The organism is Prolixibacter sp. NT017, assembly GCF_009617875.1.
Lineage (GTDB): Bacteria > Bacteroidota > Bacteroidia > Bacteroidales > Prolixibacteraceae > Prolixibacter.
The window spans coordinates 2,284,181-2,301,784 of the sequence record NZ_BLAV01000001.1 but is presented as its reverse complement, the minus strand read 5'-3'; the positions used below and the strand labels follow the sequence as shown (position 1 = coordinate 2,301,784).

20 protein-coding genes are annotated in these 17,604 nt (G+C 40.5%); 18 read left to right on the top strand and 2 right to left on the bottom strand.

Features of this window, described 5'->3' with window-relative positions; genetic code table 11:
- Positions 1-624 precede the first annotated feature (624 nt).
- From GJU87_RS09625 to GJU87_RS09540, 18 genes are all read left to right on the top strand, one after another.
- Positions 625-1,182 carry a Crp/Fnr family transcriptional regulator gene (locus GJU87_RS09625; protein ID WP_153639324.1) on the top strand — a complete coding sequence of 186 codons (558 nt, stop codon included), beginning with the start codon at positions 625-627 and terminating at the stop codon, positions 1,180-1,182.
- A gap of 66 nt (positions 1,183-1,248) precedes the next feature.
- Positions 1,249-2,328: an alcohol dehydrogenase catalytic domain-containing protein gene (locus GJU87_RS09620; protein WP_153639323.1), complete on the top strand. Its 1,080-nt coding sequence runs from the start codon at positions 1,249-1,251 to the stop codon at positions 2,326-2,328.
- A 331-nt stretch (positions 2,329-2,659) separates the two neighbouring features.
- A complete protein-coding gene (locus tag GJU87_RS09615) occupies positions 2,660-3,337 on the top strand; it encodes a trypsin-like serine protease (RefSeq protein ID WP_228491937.1) in 678 nt (225 codons plus the stop codon).
- Between the two features lie 328 nt (positions 3,338-3,665).
- On the top strand, positions 3,666-4,043 hold the full coding sequence (locus GJU87_RS09610; RefSeq protein ID WP_153639322.1) for a nuclear transport factor 2 family protein: 378 nt from the start codon (positions 3,666-3,668) through the stop codon (positions 4,041-4,043).
- Between the two features lie 195 nt (positions 4,044-4,238).
- Positions 4,239-5,054 (top strand): alpha/beta fold hydrolase, encoded by an 816-nt coding sequence (locus tag GJU87_RS09605; RefSeq protein WP_153639321.1) that lies wholly within the window; start codon positions 4,239-4,241, stop codon positions 5,052-5,054.
- 196 nt (positions 5,055-5,250) lie between these two features.
- Positions 5,251-5,964, top strand: coding sequence for an alpha/beta fold hydrolase (locus tag GJU87_RS09600; RefSeq protein WP_153639320.1), 714 nt, complete (start codon positions 5,251-5,253; stop codon positions 5,962-5,964).
- 856 nt (positions 5,965-6,820) lie between these two features.
- Complete coding sequence (locus GJU87_RS09595) at positions 6,821-7,828, top strand: NAD(P)-dependent alcohol dehydrogenase (protein ID WP_153639319.1); 1,008 nt, start codon at positions 6,821-6,823, stop codon at positions 7,826-7,828.
- Positions 7,829-7,830: 2 nt separating this feature from the next.
- The gene (locus GJU87_RS09590) at positions 7,831-8,469 is read left to right on the top strand and encodes a class I SAM-dependent methyltransferase (protein WP_194831492.1); all 639 of its coding nucleotides are present in this window, start codon (positions 7,831-7,833) and stop codon (positions 8,467-8,469) included.
- Between the two features lie 84 nt (positions 8,470-8,553).
- Positions 8,554-8,895, top strand: coding sequence for a YciI family protein (locus tag GJU87_RS09585; RefSeq protein ID WP_153639317.1), 342 nt, complete (start codon positions 8,554-8,556; stop codon positions 8,893-8,895).
- Positions 8,896-8,955: 60 nt separating this feature from the next.
- Entirely contained in the window at positions 8,956-10,212 is a 1,257-nt protein-coding gene (locus GJU87_RS09580; protein ID WP_153639316.1) for an RNA polymerase sigma factor, read from the top strand.
- Positions 10,213-10,216: 4 nt separating this feature from the next.
- The gene (locus tag GJU87_RS09575; RefSeq protein ID WP_228491936.1) at positions 10,217-10,531 is read left to right on the top strand and encodes an EthD family reductase; all 315 of its coding nucleotides are present in this window, start codon (positions 10,217-10,219) and stop codon (positions 10,529-10,531) included.
- 58 nt (positions 10,532-10,589) lie between these two features.
- Positions 10,590-11,426, top strand: coding sequence for an alpha/beta fold hydrolase (locus GJU87_RS09570; protein WP_153639315.1), 837 nt, complete (start codon positions 10,590-10,592; stop codon positions 11,424-11,426).
- Positions 11,427-11,523: 97 nt separating this feature from the next.
- Positions 11,524-11,886: a VOC family protein gene (locus GJU87_RS09565; RefSeq protein WP_153639314.1), complete on the top strand. Its 363-nt coding sequence runs from the start codon at positions 11,524-11,526 to the stop codon at positions 11,884-11,886.
- 25 nt (positions 11,887-11,911) lie between these two features.
- Positions 11,912-12,628, top strand: a complete 717-nt coding sequence (locus tag GJU87_RS09560) for a class I SAM-dependent methyltransferase (RefSeq protein WP_153639313.1) — start codon at positions 11,912-11,914, stop codon at positions 12,626-12,628.
- A 65-nt stretch (positions 12,629-12,693) separates the two neighbouring features.
- Positions 12,694-13,122, top strand: a complete 429-nt coding sequence (locus GJU87_RS09555; protein ID WP_153639312.1) for a nuclear transport factor 2 family protein — start codon at positions 12,694-12,696, stop codon at positions 13,120-13,122.
- Between the two features lie 327 nt (positions 13,123-13,449).
- The gene (locus tag GJU87_RS09550) at positions 13,450-14,010 is read left to right on the top strand and encodes a Crp/Fnr family transcriptional regulator (protein ID WP_153639311.1); all 561 of its coding nucleotides are present in this window, start codon (positions 13,450-13,452) and stop codon (positions 14,008-14,010) included.
- Between the two features lie 80 nt (positions 14,011-14,090).
- Positions 14,091-14,828, top strand: coding sequence for an SDR family oxidoreductase (locus GJU87_RS09545; RefSeq protein WP_153639310.1), 738 nt, complete (start codon positions 14,091-14,093; stop codon positions 14,826-14,828).
- A 297-nt stretch (positions 14,829-15,125) separates the two neighbouring features.
- Positions 15,126-15,326 (top strand): hypothetical protein, encoded by a 201-nt coding sequence (locus tag GJU87_RS09540; protein ID WP_153639309.1) that lies wholly within the window; start codon positions 15,126-15,128, stop codon positions 15,324-15,326.
- A gap of 227 nt (positions 15,327-15,553) precedes the next feature.
- Here GJU87_RS09540 and GJU87_RS09535 read toward each other — a convergent pair whose 3' ends face one another.
- Complete coding sequence (locus GJU87_RS09535) at positions 15,554-16,114, bottom strand: ORF6N domain-containing protein (protein ID WP_153639308.1); 561 nt, start codon at positions 16,112-16,114, stop codon at positions 15,554-15,556.
- Positions 16,115-17,002: 888 nt separating this feature from the next.
- Entirely contained in the window at positions 17,003-17,584 is a 582-nt protein-coding gene (locus GJU87_RS09530; protein WP_153639307.1) for a Crp/Fnr family transcriptional regulator, read from the bottom strand.
- Between the last annotated feature and the right edge of the window lie 20 nt (positions 17,585-17,604).

Here is a 17,604-nt window from a genome sequence, read left to right as displayed (position 1 = left end):
AGGGGGGGAATAGTCGGAAACTGATAAGCACCGGATTGAACAGGGAAGGAGAAGGGCCCGCGCATTTATTGAAAACTGTGTTGGGTTTTTCCTTCCGACAAAGCTTCCCGGTATAACTGAGCCCCCGAGAGCGCCGTTAGACGAAAAATGAGTGGGCTCGTTCCCGATGCACACCGGGATAGACCGGGCAGCCCCTGTGAAATCAATCACATATTTCACAGGGCAGGAGTGCGCGGGAATGGTTTTGTGCGGGGATTCCTGGAAGTGGGCCGGAAAAGACAAAAACAATAAACATCACCATTTCGGCTTATAATTTTTGGCCTCGAAGTGTATGGCGGCAACGCCCCGAGACTTCGAGGAAAGCGGATTTTACTACCAAGGCCTGTAGAGCGATACCTGTTTTGAAGCCCACGGTAGGAGGCAAGTCGGCTTCGTAAACCTAAGGGATGTACATCGGAGGTAATTCTTTTTGTTGGAAAAACGAAAAGAATCGGATTAATTCATAAGAGATGGCCTGGACAATGTAATTAAGATTATATTAGAAAACCGGACATTGTTGAATGGGTAGAAAAGATTAAGTCGAAGTAGTAATCTTGAAATAACTCTAAATCGGACACTAAATCAATGCAAGAGATTTTAATTCATTACTTACAAGAGAGCTTTGAGTTGTCGGCGGATGAAACAGATGCCATCCAATCCTTGTTTACCCCTTTGAGCGTAAGTGAGGGAAGCATTTTATTGGATAAAGGGCAAATTGCAGATTTTATTGTCTTTGTTGCAGAGGGCGTCATGAGGATGCATGAATTTGATCAGAAGGGGAATGATGTAACGAAGTTCTTCTTCAAAGAAAACCAATTCGTTACCAACCTGGATAGCTATCATACCGGAAGGCCTTCAGAATTCTGTATACAAACCCTCACGCCATGCAGGCTTTTCATCATTAAAAAGAACGATACATTGAAAATCGCCAGATGGCCGGAAATTTTTAACAAACTCGTTCAGAAAGAGCTTCATAAAAAGGTTCAGGATCAATATTACCTGCGAAATCATAATGCCCGGGAAAAATATGAACGTTTCATCCGGCAAGACGGCGATATTGTGAACCGGGTTCCGCTACAGTATATCGCTTCCTACCTTGGTATCGTTCCCCAGTCTTTAAGCCGAATCAGACGGTCCGTTTGATTACTTCACATTTGTTCAGTAAGAAGGTTCAGCTGTTCTCTACTTTCGATAAAAACAATTGAAATTATGAAAGCAGCAATTTTGAAATCATTTGGTACACCTCTCTCTGTTGAACAAAGCGAAACACCAAAACCAGGAACCGGCGAAGTCATCGTAAAGGTCGTAGCAGCTCCTGTTCCGCATTACGCAAAAGAAGTTTTTAGCGGAGAACGCAGGTATTTATTAGGCCTGCCACTGGTTCCCGGAGCCGGAGCTGTAGGAAAGGTACTGGCTGTGGGGCCGGACTCTACCAGGTTGAAACCCGGAGACTGGGTTATATGCGACCCCACTGTTCGTTCCAGGGACGATGCTATTTCTCCTGATATTACATTGCAGGGCTTAAGTGCGCGGGGTGAAGGAGGCCTGAAGTTACAGCAATACTATCGTAATGGTTCATTCGCCGAGGAAATGATGGTTCCTACCGAAAATGCCATTAAAATTGGGGAAATAGCGCCTGACGAAGCTTCTGAATGGTGTGCGATCAACACGTTCCTTGTACCATTTGGCGGCTTGTTATCTATCGGGCTGAAGGCCGGAGAGACCATTGTGATTAGCGGGGCAACAGGCTATTTTGGAAGTGCTGCTGTGACATTGGCGTTGGCCATGGGAGCGGGGGCCGTGATAGCGCCCGGACGAAATCAGGCTGTTTTAGATGAATTGGTTACACGTTTTGGCAAAAGAGTAAAACCAGTTACCCTTACCGGGGAGGAAAGTTTGGACATCGGAAATATTCAGAAGGCTTCACCAAATCCAATTGATTGTGTGCTGGATATTCTGCCTCCTTTTGCTGATGCTAAAGCCGTTCGGACAGCAATAATGACCGTCAGGGAATATGGCCGGATTTCTCTGATGGGCGGAGTGGGTATGCTTGGTGGTGACGGATTAAATTTGTCCTACCCGTGGATAATGCGGAATTCAATCACAATAAAAGGGCAATGGATGTATCCGCGAGAAGCTCCGCAGCAATTAATTGCTATTGTCAAATCGGGTTTACTCTCCCTGGGGCTGTTTACCATATCCGAATTTAATCTGGACAATATTAATGAAGCGATTGAACACGCAGCAAATGAAAAAGGAGCATTCAGATTAACGGTCGTAAGGCCTTAAATTATATCGTATTTGGACTTTCGAATATTGTCAGAGCTCGATTTCATTTTCCGATGTTTGTATCATACCGTTGCGGTCGAAATCCAGGATGACATTCATTCCATCCTTTACAGCCTTACCAATTTCTCGATGATTCTTCGATGGCTAAATCGACTACCGGTGGATGTGAAACAAATAGGGATAGAAGCCGTTTAACTTGAGTAATAGTAACAATTGACCAATAGTCATCGACATAGAAAGGTCGCCATGGGAAGCAATCTTTGCTGGTTCCTTTAGTACAACCATTTTTATGTTAGCCGTTATTTACGGATTTAAGTGAAAGGAAGCTATTTTGAGATATATACGCTTGTCGACATTCATTTTTTGTATGGTGCCAGCCATGGGCCCCGCTATTGTCATTCGCCCGAATGTTCCGGACTCCAGGTATCTCATTCCCGAAAGCGTATTCCCGGCACTGGCCGATTTGCTTGGTGAGGGGCAGGGAACGCTGATCGCACCGCACTGGGTAGTGACTGCTGCACACGCTACGCAGGGATATTCCCTGAGCATGGTAAGGATAGATGGGAAATGGAGGGAGGTCTCTCATGTTTTTTTGTATCCAGGTTTTAAGGAAGAATACCACAAGGCTAATCAAGCAGCAGAGCATCCGACCCTGGAGAATTGGCCGGTCATCAGGTCGGCAATGGAGTCGATGCATAACATTGCTCTCATCGAGCTGTCGAAGCCTGTTGAGGATGTTGAGCCAGTAGCACTATACCTGGCTCCGGATGAAGAGGGTAAGATTGTCGAGATTATTGGCAAGGGTGCAACGGGGAACGGCAACGTGGGTGAATATCCGCACTCTCCAGATCGGGGGAAGTTACGTCGGGCCTACAATCGGATTACGAAGGCACACGGCCAGTTTTTGGACTATCGATTCGACTGCGACCCCGAGGCTCTGCCGCTTGAGGGCGTATTGGGCGATGGTGACAGCGGTGGTCCGGTTCTTATTCAGGCAGACGGAGAGTGAAAATTGGCCGGCTTGTCAGACTGGAAACACTGGCCTAAGGGCCATTCCACATTCGTAGCCGGTGTTTGGGGGGCAGGTCTTCTCAAATTCCCGCATTTCCTACTATGTAAAATGGATTAAGCGCATCATGAAAGCTCATTCAGACCATACAAGAAACAAAGATGTGAGTGATAAAGGCTAATGTTTAGCTGTGGAGTCAGGAATCATCAAATCATCAGTTCGAGGAAAATAAGGAGTCGATAAGGCAGACGAATGCCGTTGAAATGGTGCAAGGCCCTAATTGTTGAAGCGGGTTGAAAAGCAAAACAAGAATTAAAGATTTGGAAAGATGACAAAAATTACCGTGGGTGCTGATTGCGGAAATGCTCCGAAACGAGAGTTTCTTAAGGAGATAAATATCGCCTTTGCAAAAGGGAATGAAGATTTTCTAATAGATAGTGTAACCGACACGATTGTTTGGAACATGATTGGCGACAGAATAATTGAAGGAAAAGAAACTTTTAAGAAGGAATTAGAGAAAATGAAGGCGGAGAAAGTGTCAGAACTAATCCTCGATCGGATTCTGACACACGGGAAAGAAGGTGCTGTTAGTGGAGTTATGAAGATGCAGAACGGAAAAACATATGCTTTTTCGGATTTTTATGAATTTAGCGGAGCGAAAGGTGTCAGAGTAAAATCAATAAGCTCATACATAATTGAGATTTAATAAGAAAAGAATAAGAGTATGAACCCCAAAGGAATCTGGGCGTAAGGTCTCTTCACTCGTATCATAGTTTTGTGAGTGGATTAGACTGAAAAGCAATTCTTTTCAGTCCTTTAAAAGGAATAAGCGCATTACATTTACATCTGCGCAATGGGTAATTAAAGTAGAACTGTTATATATTAGAAAATTATGAGAGACATGATGAATTGGATTTTAGAAAACAGTTTTGATTTTGAAGGAAGAGAAGTCCGGTGGGGAGTAAAGGGAAAAGGGAATCCAATCATCTTTGTTCATGGCACCCCATGGTCATCCTTCAATTTGAGACATTTGATTAAAGGATTAGCAGAAAAATATCAAGTTTATTATTTTGATTTGTTGGGTTATGGACAGTCAGACAAGTCAAATGGTGATGTTTCCTTAGGTATACAGAACGAAGTTTTGACTAAATTAATTGATTTTTGGAAGCTCGAGAGCCCTATCGTAATTGGACATGATTTTGGAGGGACTACAGCATTGAGAGCTCATTTAATAAATAACAAACACTACGAAAAACTAGTAGTTATAGACCCTGTCGCGATTTCTCCGTGGGGTTCTCCTTTTTTTAAGCATGTAAATAAGTACGAGCAGGCTTTTGCCGGGATGCCTGACTATATTCACGAGGTTATTGTTGAGACTTACATCAAAACCGCTGCATATAATGATTTGAATAAAGAGACTATCAAAGGGATTGTGGAGCCCTGGCATGGCGAAAAAGGAAAAGCTGCATTTTACAGACAAATTGCTCAGGCCGATTCAAAATATACTGATGAAATACAAAATAAGTACAAGAACATAAAGATTCCGACTCTGATCTTATGGGGTGAAAATGATACATGGATACCTGTGGAAAAGGGCATAGAATTGAGCCGATTAATACCGAATAGTCAGCTAAAGACAATTGCTGAAAGTGGTCATCTTGTCATTGAAGAAAAGTATGAGGATTTGATCACAGAAATTATAAAATTTATCGATTAATGTTCCATGGCATTGGTTTATAAGAGATTTCGGGTGAATGCTCAACGCTAAGTTTGGTAATCCGCTCAAGCATCATCTCAGATTGAAAAGTAATACTCCTGCAAACCGCTACTCCTTGTAGCCTGGATTGTAGTCAATACCGAAAACTATTTCGAAATGAAGAATTTCATTATTATGACTAAAAAAATTAAGCGTTATGCCTACAAATGATGAAAAAACATATGTATTTATTCCTGGCGGATGGCATGGTGGATGGGCATTTGATCCAATTACTGAAAGATTAAGAGAGTTAAAAAAGAAATGCTATTCGTTGACGTTACCTGGACTCGAATTGGAACCGATTGAACAAAATAGGATTATTAATCTAACTACACATATTCAATTCGTAGCCGACTTTTTATTAAAAGAGAATATCAGTAATGTAATATTATGCGGGCATAGCTATGCAGGAATGGTTATTACCGGGGTCGCAGATAGAATTCCTGAAAGGATATATGCGCTTGTTTATATTGACGCGTATGTCCCTAAAAATGGAGATTCTTGCTGGAGTCTTACGAGTGAAGTATACCGACAAAGTTTTATAACTGGAGCGGCCAATGATGGCTTCACTGTTGCAGATCGACCGGGCGTAGATAATCGAAGAAGACCACATCCCTTGGCAACATTCATGCAGGGTTTACATTTGAATGGGAATTACGAACGAATTATTAATCGTACATTTATTTATCTCAGTGGGTGGGAAGGTACACCTTTTACAAAACAGTACGAATCTCTGAAAGATTCTCCAGATTGGCATGTCGAGACAATTAATTGTAGCCATAATGTGATGAAGGAGCGTCCTGACAGATTAACAGATATTTTATGCAAATTGGACGATGAAGGTGAGAATAGAAGTATTAGAAATCCTTGAAATAGAATACAACAAACCGCTAACAATGGTGTAGTGCATGCGGGTTTTAGCGTTAGCGAGCGATTAGTGCTCTATAAAAAATTGGTCTAACCAGATCGGAAATTACTTCGCACTCCTGCAGACACCATAATATAAAAGTGTCAGACTGTGCAAAAGCTTAATAGACTAATCAAACATAGTATGTTTAAAACAATTCCTGATAGCGGACATCTTGTCATTGAAGAAAAATACAATGAACTGCTCACAGCGATCAATGAATTTATAAAATAAGACCCTATAGCATTGAATCACGCAATATGCCTTCCGCAAGAGATAGACATATTTTCTTCCAACAGAAGCTCCCTGCGAACATCATTCAATCACGACAAAAGAAAAATAAAAGCACTACGGTTATAACCACGTTGGCATTATTGTGAACTAACAGGAATCAATAAGACCCAATAATGAAACGATATGTAACTTCCGATATGAACAAACGTATATTGTTCGTAAACGGTGCGGATGAGGTGTTTTTGTTGTGTGTAAATGTTGATAGTTAGAATTTAATTTGGTGCTGGCGGGGCTGCATATTCATTGCCCAACTATACCGGGATTTGCATACTTAGTGCCCGTTTGAGGGCGGCGAGAATTGGCTGTCGAAGGTTATGAGAGCCTGATGTTGCCAAAGGATACCGTCATAAGGTTCCCAATGCAGGCTAGGATCTTTCTTTGCATACCCGTGATGATGAAACAGTGCCTTTCGGTCATTCGACCCTACATAAAAGACTCCTTCCACAATCCACCTGAGAAAAATCGATAAGGGAGGTCATCAGACAAACAAAGCAATATTGCTCGTAGCTAAGGATATTGAGTTACTATGAAAATTAAAGCTTACGCTATAAGAAAGAAGAACGGAAAGGCAGAACCCTTTTACTATGAAAAGACAGTTGGTAAATATGAAGTTCTGGTTCGAATCACGTATTGCGGTATGGCAAGAGGTGATATTCAATCCATAAACGATGACTGGGGTGATACCAAATTTCCTTTGGTTCCGGGGCACGAAATTATTGGTGCAATTGAAGAGACCGGTGAGGAAGTAACAGGTTTAAAAAATGGCGACCGGGTTGGCATTGGTTATCAGCAAGCGGCCTGCTTTGAATGTGAATTCTGTAGACAAGGAAACGAGCAATTTTGTTCGAAGCAGAAAGTAATAGCAGTGGATTGCTACGGTGGCTTAGCTGAGCATATTATTGTTGACAGCCGGTTTGCGTTTAAACTTCCGTCAAAACTTGTTTCGGCAAAATCCGTCCCCTTGATGTCTTCAGGGCTGACAGTCTACTCGGGAATTGCCAAAGCTAAATTATCAGACAAATCAAAAGTTGCTGTTCTGGGAGTTGGCGGACTCGGTCATCTGGCAATTCAGTTTCTTTATAAAATGGGACATACCGTTTCAGCATTTTCCCACTCTCCCGGAAAAAAAGAGATGATAAACCGGCTCGGAGCGGAATATATCGATAGTTCGAACAAAGGAAGTTTATCAGATTATGATAAAAGTTTTGACTTCATCCTCTCAACATTAAACGTTGATTTTAATCCGGATACCTATTTGAGGATGCTCAAACCAACAGGAAAAATGTGTCTGGTTTCCCAACCTCCAAATAGACTTTCAATTAATGCGGGTTTATTATACGATTACGCCCAACGCACTGTTTACGGAAGTTATATCGGCAGTCGCAAAGAAACGATGGATATGTTAGCCTTTTCAGAAAATAACAATATCGAAAGCGTAGTCGATGTTATGCCGTTCTCAAGAATGAATGAAGCCATAGAAATGATTAAGAAGGGTAACGTTTCGATGAGATTAGTACTGGAAAATTGGAAATGAAGATGCAATCAAGGGAGAAGATAATAAAGTGCTATAATGGTACGGCGGATAACTATGCAGCTGAACGCATTGACGAGCTATCAAAAAAACATCTCGATCGTTTGTTGTTGCGTGAGTTTGCGTCGAAAAACAAAGATAAGGGGCCATGTGCCGACTTTGGCTGCGGACCAGGACAAACAACAAAATTTCTGTATGATTATGGCCTAAAAGATATCATTGGCATCGACATTTCCTCCGGAATGAATAACGTTGCCCGGGAACTTTTTCCGGAAATCAAATTCGAAATTGGAGATCTTTTGAACATTTCTTACCCTTCAAACTATTTTGGAAGTGCTCTCGCATTCTATTCGATTGTACATTTCGCCTATGACCAGGTCCGGATTGCGTTCAGTGAAGTTAACCGGGTGCTGAAAGAGAGAGGACAATTTTTATTCTCTTTTCATGTGGGAAACGAGACGGTACATTTTGATAAGGCAGGAGATGTGGAGGTGGATGTTGATCTGTTCCTCTTTCCGATCGAACAGATCATCGAATTACTCCATCAAACCGGATTCAACATTATTGACGCTTTGGAACGCCATCCCTACGAAGGAACAGAATGGGCAACCAGGAGAGCATATATCTGGACTGAAAAAAAGTGAAAAATAATCATTCAAAATGTCCAATCCGGAAAAGTGAGTCGTTACAAGGTTAAACAAGTTGTTCAACTTTAAAATTCAAAAAAGATGAAAAATTTCTTATTAGTGTTCAGGTACGATACTAAGGCATTGCCCAAAGGCTCACCGGAAGAAATGCAAGCCATGACAAAAAAATGGATGGATTGGATTGGCGGAATTGCGGCCCAAAACAAACTGGTCGACAGAGGCAACCGGCTGACGTTTGAGGGCAAGGTATTAAAGCCTAACAACGTAGTTACCGATGGTCCATATACCGAGGTCAAGGAACTGATTGGTGGTTACACCATTATCAAATCAGATTCGCTTAATGAAGCCACAAAACTAGCATCGGGATGCCCGATTTTAACGATTGGTGGCAGCGTAGAAATAAGGCCGATCAACGAATTATAGTATTTATAAAGTCGTAGCAAACCCAAAGCCTTTGTATTTCTACTTAGGCTTTATTCAATTATGGAACAGCAAGAATTAATACCACATCTGTTTCGGACAGAATACAAAAAAATCATTGCAGTACTCTGCAAACATTTTGGTATGGATCATATCGGGATGGCCGAAGATATTGCAAGCGATACATTTTTAACGGCATCCGAAATATGGAGTTTGAAAGGCTTGCCCGAAAATCCAACTGCCTGGTTGTACATGGTCGCCAAAAATAAAACCAGGGATCATTTTAAACATATGGCAGTTTTTACGACTAAAATTATTCCCGAAATAGGAAACACAAAATCCCAGCAAGGAACCAATGTTGATTTATCCCACAAAAACATAAGTGATAGCCAATTGGCCATGATTTTTTCCGTCTGTAATCCAATAATTTCAACGGAAGCACAAATCGGTCTGGCATTAAACCTTCTTTGTGGGTTTGGCGTGAAAGAAATAGCCAACGCATTCCTTACCAATAAAGAAGTAATCTATAAGCGACTTCAAAGGGCAAAGGAAAAGCTCAAAAGTGAGAATGTAAAAATTGAGGAACCGGCGTTGACAGAAATTGATGAGCGATTGGATACGGTTTTAACCACGCTGTACCTGCTTTTTAATGAAGGGTATTATTCGGCATCGCAAGACACCTCGATTCGGGCGGAATTTTGTGCCGAAGCGATGCAACTGAATAAGATGCTTTTGGAAAATGACATTTCAAATACCCCACCGGTAAATGCACTGTTTTCCCTAATGTGCTTCCAGGCATCGAGATTGGAGGCAAGAACAAATAAGAACGGTGAATCTGTTTTATATGAAGACCAGGACACTTCGCTTTGGGATGAAGCATTGATTGAAAAGGGCAAATATTATTTGAATGAAGCATTAAAAGGCAATCGATTATCGAAATACCAGTTAGAGGCTGCCATTGCTTTTTGGCATACCCACAAAGAGGACACACTGGAAAAGTGGGAAAATATTTTACAGCTTTACAACAAATTGCTTTTAATTGAATATTCGCCCATTGCGGCCTTGAACCGTACTTTTGCGCTTGCCAAAGCCAATGGAAAAGAAGAAGCCATAATAGAGGCTGAAAAGATAAAACTTACGGAAAATCATTTGTACCATTCTTTATTGGGCAATCTCTATACGGATATTGACCATTCAAAAGCATTAGAACATTATCAAACCGCTCTCAAATTGGCAAAATCAACTTCCGACCGAAAAACGATCGCAAAAAAGATTACCCAGTTGACCGGAACAAAAAATAACGACGATTACCAAAAATGATACAATGATGGCAAAAATGACAGTGATTTACAAAACACCAAAGAACATTGAATCTTTTGAACGCCATTATTTTGATGTGCATATTCCATTGGCAAAACAATTGCCTGGTCTCATAAAATATGAAATAAATGATGGAGCGATTTTCTCAACTACAGGACATTCGTCCTATCGAATTGCCAACTTGTATTTCGACTCAATGGAAGCAATGAAAAAAGCTTTTAGCTCAGAGGTTGGACAAAGGTGTGCAGCTGACAGAAAGGTTTTAGCGCCCAGTGGTGATGATGTTCAAATTTATGTTTACAATACAGTTGACGTATAATATATTCCTGCAGGTTATATAGTAAATAGTGGATTACAGACTAACAGAAGGGTTCCCAATGATAAGTATTCCAAATTCAAAAGAAGAAACGCTGCACTCGAAAGATAATACCATTATTAGTTACCGAACAATAGGCACAGGTCCTGCGGTTATTGTTATTCCAGGCGCGTTGGCTCTTGCTAAAGACTTTGATAAGTTTGCTTACGAGTTATCTCATCATTTTACGGTACATACTATCGACAGACGGGGCCGGGCCGAAAGTGGCCCCAGGGGAGAAGATTACAGTATTATCAAAGAATGTGAAGATATCGAGGCTTTACGGGAGCAAACTCAGGCTAAATATATTTTTGGTCACAGCTTTGGCGGATTTATTGCGCTGGAAGCTGCCAGAAATAACAAATACATACAAAAAGTGGCTGTTTATGAGCCTGGTGTGTCAATCGACCAATCGGTAGATATGAATTGGGCTTCAGAATGCGAAACCCAATTATCTCAGCAAAAATACCTGGATGCATTTATTTCGTTTGCACAGGGGATAAACCCCGAAACAACAGGCAAAGCACCAAGGTGGCTTCTTAAGATAATCCTGCCAATTGCCATAAAAAAAGCGGAACGACAACAAAAATATCATCTTCTAGCAGGTACTATTCTTGAGCATGGAGAAGCCGCCCGATTAGATAATACTTATGAGAATTACCAGGAAATTGGAGCAGACGTATTACTTATTTCGGGCAAAGATGGCAATGCAACTGGTGCCGGGCGTTCTGTTTCTCATTTAGCTACAGTCGTGCCCTCAGCAAAGATGGAATTATTTCCTAAACTTGACCATTTTGGCCCCGAGAAGAAGCCCAAAGAAGTTGCAAAAAGTGTTTCGTCATTCTTTTTGGGAATTTAGTGATACTGGTAATAAATGTAAAAGCCGTTTAGAAGCAGCATGAAAGATCGCTGGCAGACACTAAAAATGGAATTAATACAATTAAAAAAACGACCATATGCGAAGAATTGTTCCTAATATTTATTCAAACGACATAGAAAGAAGTAAGGAATTCTATAGCGGGTTCTTAGAGATGAAATTGGCGATGGATATGGGGTGGATTTTAACATTTGTATCCAAAGAAAATGCGACTGCCCAAATTTCCATTTTCCGAAATGATGAGAACAAGGCTTTAAATAACGAGGCAATATTTCTGTCAATTGAAGTTTCAGATATTGACGTGTGGTATGAAAAAGCCAGAAAACAAAAAGTAGAAATTGTATATCCGATTACGAACGAAAGTTGGGGAGTGAGGCGATTCTTTGTAAAAGACCCCAATGGAGTAACTATTAATTTACTAAGCCATATTAACACAAATTAGTAAGAGGCTTGAAAACAGGACGTAAATGAGTAAAATTAATTATGGAATAGATGCCCCTAAAGTGATTGCGAGACTTATTATTATTGGTGTTTTAATAATACTTATATCCATTTTATTCCCGGCTATCGACATTAATGGAATTAAAATCTTTACGCCCGGATTTATCTGGTGGGGAATTTCATTAGTCCTGACAGGGATATTAATGGTTTTGTACTCAAAATTTGGGAAGTTCAAGCATCGGGACCGTATCCTGAACAAGATAAAATGGAACGGAAACGAAAAGGTATTGGACGTTGGCACTGGCCGGGGATTATTGATGATCGGTGCGGCCAAAAAACTGACATCGGGCAAATCAATCGGTATCGATATATTTGATACAAAGGATCTGACCAAAAATTCCATTGAACGGACAAAAGCCAATGCGCAACTTGAAAGGGTGGATAAAAAAGTTGAAATCCTAAAGATGGATATTCTCAAAACTGATTTTCCGAATGACTATTTTGACGTAATTGTTTCAAACTTGTGTTTGCATAACGTTAAGAAATCCAGGGACAGGAAGGCAACCTGTGCTGAAATTTACAGGATTATCAAGCCAAAAGGAACAGTGATCATTTCAGATTTTATACACACCAGGGAATACACGAGAAAGTTTCGGAGTCTCGGTATGCACGTTCAAAAAGAAGGTCTCTATGTTTTTGACACCTTTCCACCTTTGACAATTATCAGAGCAAGTAAAAACTGAGTAGCAGCGTTAATACTTTGACAACGAGTTGATCAAATGACAATTCAATAAACAATAAATCAAAAATGGAAACAAAAATGAAATTAGAATTGATAGAACAAAACAGAAAAGTGGTTGACAATTTCTTTGTAGCACTCGAAACACAACAATTTGAAATGCTCAGGGATGTATTTGCTGAAAATGGAAGACAAATTAATCCCTATTCACCTGAGGGATTCTCCAAAAGTTTTGATGGCATAGATGCTATCTATAAACAATATAGCGGACTTGTTGCCAACTTTGGACAAATGCAGTTTCCCAGGCAAATTTTTGCTACGGAAGACCCGAATTTCTTTTTTGTACAATTTAAAGGCGTGATTGAAATTAAAGCTGGAGGTAAATATGAAAACGATTACCTGGGAACTTTCAAACTCGAAAATGGAAAAGTAATGGAATACACAGAGTATTTCAACCAGATAGTTATGGCAAAAGCTTTTCACATCGACCTTAAATAATAAAATTTTAAAAGTGAAGAGCAGGCACTAACAAGTTCTAAATTGAAAAGAGTAGACGAGTGGACAGCACCTTTGTAAAAACTGTTCTGATTTTGTTCTTTAAAGAACGGTTTTGTGTGAGGTGTCGGGGATTTGGGCAGGAAAGAGCAAAACCGTGGCGCGGGCAAAAGTACATGTAAAACCATATGTAACACCTTTCTACCAGAACATAGAAAAATTTAACCATGACAGTTCCAACTGCGTTACAGGCCATATTAAAAGACTGAATAGCCCGACTTTTTACCAAATGGTAAATCTTTACAAATAATGCTTGCTAACTTTGTATCAATGAAAGAATTGATAGACTATATATTGCAGTTTGGTACCTTGAACAAACAGCAGATCGAACTGATTTCAAGAAAAGCAACGGAAAAGGAACTTCCCAAAAATGAATATTTGGTAGAAGCAGGAAAGATGTTTAACGAGGTTGTCTACATTCGGGAAGGTATTGTGCGTATTTGTTATTACAACAATAAAGGCGATGAAATCACCAAGTATTTTATCGACGAAAATCACCTGTTTGCCAACCCGTACAAGGGCGAACCTATGACGGAATACATTCAAGCCATTACAGATTGTAAACTCATAATATTTTCTCAACCCGATTGGAACGAACTTTCCAATACAATAGTCGGTTGGGATGAGATTGTGAATAAGATACGTCAAAAAGGGTTAACGGAGAAATTGGATCGAAGAAGTTCCTTAGTTGCCCAAGATGCCACAACACGTTACCTGACATTTTTAGAGAAATTTCCCACGCTGACCAATCGTGTCCCGCTTTCATACATTGCTTCCTACCTGGGAATTACACAACAGTCATTGAGTAGAATAAGAAAGAATATCCACTAACATCGCTTTTTACCAAATGGTAAATGCTTTCATGATGAGCTGTGGCAACTTTGCGGTATCGAATTTTAAAACAAAATGAAATGAAGAAAGCATTCATAACAGGAGCGAATAAAGGCATAGGCTTTGAAACGGCCAGACAGCTATTACAAAAAGGATATTACGTTTACCTGGGAAGCCGAAGTTTTGAAAACGGACAGAAGGCCCTGGAACGACTAAAATCTGAAGGATTAACGAATGCAGAAGTTATTCCAATAGACGTGACCGACGAAGATTCAGTAAAGAATGCACGGTTAGAAGTCGGCAAAAAAAGCGAGATATTGGATGTTTTAATCAACAATGCAGGAATTAGCGGAGGCATGCCACAAACAGCGCTCAAAGCAAGCATCGACCAATTTAAAGCTGCATACGAAGTTAATGTTTATGGTGTTGTTAGAGTTACACAGGCTTTTATGGATTTATTGCAAAATTCGCATGAACCACGTATCGTAAATGTGAGTTCAAGTCAAGGTTCTCTTACCTTACATACCGACCCCAACTACAAATATTACACGTTTAAGGGCGCCGTATATCTTTCTTCAAAAGCAGCTCTGAATATGTATACCATCAATCTTGCTTATGAGTTGCGTGACACCAACTTTAAAGTAAATGCGGTAAGCCCGGGATTTACCAAAACCGATTTTAATAACAATCGGGGAATTGGCACTGTTGAAGATGCAGCAAAGCGAATTGTAAAATTTGCTGTGATTGACCAGGACGGACCGACAGGCAAATTTTTCTGCGAAGAAACAAATCCGGAAACAGGCGAAATTCCCTGGTAATTTAACATTAAACAATGTCTTAAGGGGAGACTACCTTTAGCGGAAAGGACGAATGGTTTACCTCCTGTAGTGCCCGGTACTTTTGGGCTTGTTCCAAAAGTACCGGGTATCCGCCTGCATCAGCTTCTCGCTCATCGTACTTTCCTAACAAATTTTTTTGCTAACTTGCTGGGACTGATAAAATGATGAAGTAAAATACTAATCCTTTAGTGAAAAATGGACAACGGACTCTGAATATAATGCTTTATAAATGTTATATACACGATCGTTGGCAAGCATTTAAAAGAGAACGCTGAGATGAGTAAAAAGAAGTTACCGGCAGGTCAGTCTTATCTGCTTATGTTGGGCTCGGCTGCTTTAATTGCTGTGCGATTTCAGGAAAGAGACTACAATGAGTGGGGAAGCTTTGATTATCTTATCGTAGCGGTGTGTACATTAACAATCATTTTCTCCATCATCTCGCTACTTGAGAAAAAGAATGAGCCCAGGGACTATTAAGAAAGCTGAACGGAGATTATCTAGCCGAAGAAAGCCAGTAATTAATAGGATTACATCTTGTAGGAAACAAAATATTTGCTCGCCTCCTACACGATCATTCTAAATTCTCTACGGTGCAAAATCAATCTTCAAGTACCGGTTGCTCATTTTCATGTTAGGAAATCCTCATCCTCTCGCGCAAGGATTTTTCCCACTTCAGGGGAACTTGTATTTATCTTTTGTGGAACTCAGGAATCAGATTCGTTCCCTGGTTTTTTGAAACCTATGGGATTGCGGGGGCCAGCTGCAAGTTTTTGTTTCATGGCCAGTTGGGTTAAGGCAATATAGATGTCATCGAACTTCTCTTCATTTTCTTCACTGATCTCTTCCAGGGCCTTTATACGTTCCTTAAATTCTGCCAATTCATGGGAAAGGGATGAAGGAGAAGCCTGGAGTATATATTGTCGGACAGAAACAAAGGCGCGCATTATGCCCATATTTATCTGAATTGCCATTTTTGAGTTGAGTACACTACTTAACATGGCTACTCCTAATTCTGTAAAAGCGTAAGGTTTACGTCTTAACCCCATATTAACAGAATTGGTTATCACAATTTGTGATTTCCAATTCATAAATTCTTCATCCGTTAATTGAAACATAAAATCTTCAGGAAACCTTTCGATATTGCGCTTAACGGCCTGATTTAGTACACGTGTTTCTACGCCATACATTTCAGCGAGACCTCTATCCAACATGACCTGTTGGCCGCGTATTTCGTATATTTTACTTTGAATAGCCTGTAATTCCATCTCTCAAAATTTTCCGCAGGCAATTGGGGGCCTCCGTCATGTTATATAGGGTGATTTGTCTCAAGTGTCTGTCTGTCAGTGGATGCTAATTTAACAAAAACTTTTAAATTTCAGTGTTTCCATTTGTGATTTTGCCTGAAACATATTAAGGTTCTGTATTTCTCCGGAACATGCTTTCTGAACTCAGCAATTCCCTACGGTAAAAAAAATCCCTGGTATCTCTTTCCAATCAATCTCCCTAAATCACCATAAGACGATAAGTGTGTGATCCTGTTCCCGAAGTCTCGGGATTGACAGGGCAGACCCCGTGAAATCAGTTGCATATTTCACAGGGCAGGAGAAAGCGGGAATGGTTTTGTGCGGGGATTTTGGAAAGCGGGCCGGAAAAAACAAAACCATGACGCGGGTAGCAGGAGCACTTTGACTTGTCTCTGCATAGGTCGGAAGAGCAGGGAACTATTTTATTAGAGTTTCTTATTTTGATGCAAATATTGGGATGCTGAATACCTAAATCTAAATATTTTTAAAGTTAAAATCCCTGCAGCTTAGTGACGAGTGCTTCAAAAAGACATCACGGACTAATAAAAATCAGAAATACAAGCTTGCTGTTTTATTCCGTTGTCGTTATCTATTCGAATAATGTTTTGATAAAGAATAAACCCAAATTATGGGGGTTTTTAATGAATAAAAGTATAATGGCGGGAAACATGTTAATAGGGAGCAAGTTTGCTTTTATGCTGTCGCTGGAGATTGTGAGAGTACAAACAATAACAGATGAAGCGTCATCCAAATGGAAACAATAAGTTTTACCAGGCAGTTACCTTGAATAGTTGATTGCCTCATTGGTGAAAAAATCATTTATTTTCTCAATGGCCAGGCTTTCATATCTTATTTGCCGGCCATTCCCTGCCTTATCCTGGTAAGTGTTTCTCTCGAAAGTCCAAGATAAGAAGCGACCATGTGTAGGGGAATCCGTTGGTAAATGTCGGGATGGGTTTCGATGAAGTGCAGGTATTTCTCCTCGGATGTTCCGCTAATAGTCATGTGCAATTGGTCTTGCAGTGTCAGAACACTCTCCTTAAAGAGGTCCTGATTATACTTGCCCAGGTGGGGAATTTGTTCGTTCAGATAATGAAAATCCGCGCGGTGAAACAATACTACCTGGGTGGGTTCAATTGCATCAATGTTGTATTTTGCCGGTTGTTCTTTGAAGTAGCTTTCCGGGTCGATGAGCCAGTTGCCGGCATCGATAAAACGCAGGATATGTTCGGCCCCGTTTTCTCCTACACTAAATGTACGGAACAGCCCTTTCGTCACGAATGCTTTTTCATTACATATTTCGCCTTCGCGCAACAGGAACTCTTTTCTGCGGAGCTTCCGAACGGAACATCGGCTTTCCATTAGCCGTATTTCGTCTTCCGTCAATTCCGGGATGGTTTTCTTAATGTATTGCTCAAACAGTTCAAACATAAACGCAGAAATGAAGGTGA

What these genes read in the sequence shown, in the direction of transcription:
- GJU87_RS09625 (WP_153639324.1), top strand. Translation starts at nt 625, where the DNA reads ATGCAAGAGATTTTAATTCATTACTTACAAGAGAGCTTTGAGTTGTCG.
- GJU87_RS09620 (WP_153639323.1), top strand. Translation starts at nt 1,249, where the DNA reads ATGAAAGCAGCAATTTTGAAATCATTTGGTACACCTCTCTCTGTTGAA.
- GJU87_RS09610 (WP_153639322.1), top strand. Translation starts at nt 3,666, where the DNA reads ATGACAAAAATTACCGTGGGTGCTGATTGCGGAAATGCTCCGAAACGA.
- GJU87_RS09605 (WP_153639321.1), top strand. Translation starts at nt 4,239, where the DNA reads ATGATGAATTGGATTTTAGAAAACAGTTTTGATTTTGAAGGAAGAGAA.
- GJU87_RS09600 (WP_153639320.1), top strand. Translation starts at nt 5,251, where the DNA reads ATGCCTACAAATGATGAAAAAACATATGTATTTATTCCTGGCGGATGG.
- GJU87_RS09595 (WP_153639319.1), top strand. Translation starts at nt 6,821, where the DNA reads ATGAAAATTAAAGCTTACGCTATAAGAAAGAAGAACGGAAAGGCAGAA.
- GJU87_RS09590 (WP_194831492.1), top strand. Translation starts at nt 7,831, where the DNA reads ATGCAATCAAGGGAGAAGATAATAAAGTGCTATAATGGTACGGCGGAT.
- GJU87_RS09585 (WP_153639317.1), top strand. Translation starts at nt 8,554, where the DNA reads ATGAAAAATTTCTTATTAGTGTTCAGGTACGATACTAAGGCATTGCCC.
- GJU87_RS09580 (WP_153639316.1), top strand. Translation starts at nt 8,956, where the DNA reads ATGGAACAGCAAGAATTAATACCACATCTGTTTCGGACAGAATACAAA.
- GJU87_RS09575 (WP_228491936.1), top strand. Translation starts at nt 10,217, where the DNA reads ATGATGGCAAAAATGACAGTGATTTACAAAACACCAAAGAACATTGAA.
- GJU87_RS09570 (WP_153639315.1), top strand. Translation starts at nt 10,590, where the DNA reads ATGATAAGTATTCCAAATTCAAAAGAAGAAACGCTGCACTCGAAAGAT.
- GJU87_RS09565 (WP_153639314.1), top strand. Translation starts at nt 11,524, where the DNA reads ATGCGAAGAATTGTTCCTAATATTTATTCAAACGACATAGAAAGAAGT.
- GJU87_RS09560 (WP_153639313.1), top strand. Translation starts at nt 11,912, where the DNA reads ATGAGTAAAATTAATTATGGAATAGATGCCCCTAAAGTGATTGCGAGA.
- GJU87_RS09555 (WP_153639312.1), top strand. Translation starts at nt 12,694, where the DNA reads ATGGAAACAAAAATGAAATTAGAATTGATAGAACAAAACAGAAAAGTG.
- GJU87_RS09550 (WP_153639311.1), top strand. Translation starts at nt 13,450, where the DNA reads ATGAAAGAATTGATAGACTATATATTGCAGTTTGGTACCTTGAACAAA.
- GJU87_RS09545 (WP_153639310.1), top strand. Translation starts at nt 14,091, where the DNA reads ATGAAGAAAGCATTCATAACAGGAGCGAATAAAGGCATAGGCTTTGAA.
- GJU87_RS09540 (WP_153639309.1), top strand. Translation starts at nt 15,126, where the DNA reads ATGAGTAAAAAGAAGTTACCGGCAGGTCAGTCTTATCTGCTTATGTTG.
- GJU87_RS09535 (WP_153639308.1), bottom strand. Translation starts at nt 16,114, where the DNA reads ATGGAATTACAGGCTATTCAAAGTAAAATATACGAAATACGCGGCCAA.
- GJU87_RS09530 (WP_153639307.1), bottom strand. Translation starts at nt 17,584, where the DNA reads ATGTTTGAACTGTTTGAGCAATACATTAAGAAAACCATCCCGGAATTG.